Annotated in this window: 1 protein-coding gene and 1 pseudogene; both read right to left on the bottom strand. The window is 69.2% G+C overall.

Features of this window, described 5'->3' with window-relative positions; translation table 11 throughout:
• The coding region (locus AC1D12_RS34080; protein ID WP_477845487.1) for an enoyl-CoA hydratase-related protein at positions 1-581 on the bottom strand (581 nt) is incomplete at its 3' end.
• A pseudogene (locus tag AC1D12_RS34075) lies at positions 578-1,002 on the bottom strand (alpha/beta hydrolase family protein); the annotation flags it as partial. The gene AC1D12_RS34080 and the pseudogene AC1D12_RS34075, both read right to left, overlap by 4 nt.

Raw genomic sequence — 1,002 nt, 5'->3', positions numbered from 1 at the left:
GCGTTGAAGCGCTCGGCGATGCGGCGCGCATGCTGCGCGACCTCGCTGGTCGGCAGCACCGCGTTGGCGATGCCCATCTCGACCGCCTCGACCCCGGTGAACGGCTCGCCGAGCAGGATCTTCTCGGCTGCCTTCACGCGGCCCACCAGCTGCGGCACCACCAGGCTCGACGCGAACTCCGGCACCAGTCCCAGGCTCACGAACGGCATCGCGAGGCGCGCCTCGTCGGCCACGTAGACCAGGTCGCAGTGCAGCAGCATCGTGGTGCCGATGCCGATCGCCGCACCGGTGACGGCCGCGACGACCGGCTTCTCGCAGCCGTTCAGCGCCTGCATGAACTGGAACACCGGCGAGTCCTGGCCGCTCGGCGGGCGTTTCATGAAGTCCTCGAGGTCGTTGCCCGAGGTGAAGATGCCGGGCTGGCCGGTGATCAGCACCGCGCGCACCGCGCCGTCGGCCTGCGCGGCCTTCAGGCCGTCGGCCATCGCCTGGTACATGTCGATCGTGATCGCGTTCTTCTTCTCGGGGCGCGCGATCTCGAGGGTGAATACGCCGTTGAGAACGGCGGTCTTGATGCTCATGTCGTCTCCTTCATCGTGTGCAGTGAGGCCGGGCCGAAGCCCTGCAGCAAAGCCGTCATGCGCGGCCAGAGTGTCGCCTGGAACTGCTCGCGGAACAGCCCGAAGTGACCGATGCGCCTGGCCTGCACGTCGGCCGGCGCGATGCGCTCGATGCGGCGCGGCGCATTCGGGTAGCAATCGACCAGCACGCGGGTGCCGCGCTCGGTCATCAGTTCATCGTCGGTGATCGACAACGCGACCAGCGGGAAGCGCGCCGCCTCGAACTGCTCGCGCACCGCCGCCCCTTCGGCACCGACGTGGTAGCGCGGATGCAGGCACCAGCGCCGCCACTGCAGCATCACGCCCTTCGGCAGGTCGCCGACCTTGCGCAGCCGCTTGCCGGGGAAGTAGCCGAAGACGGCGGTCGCGACCGGCACCAGCA

Source organism: Rhizobacter sp. P1_G5 (assembly GCF_056405435.1).
Note: the sequence above shows the minus strand (reverse complement) of the source record. Positions and strands in the feature narration are given on the sequence as shown.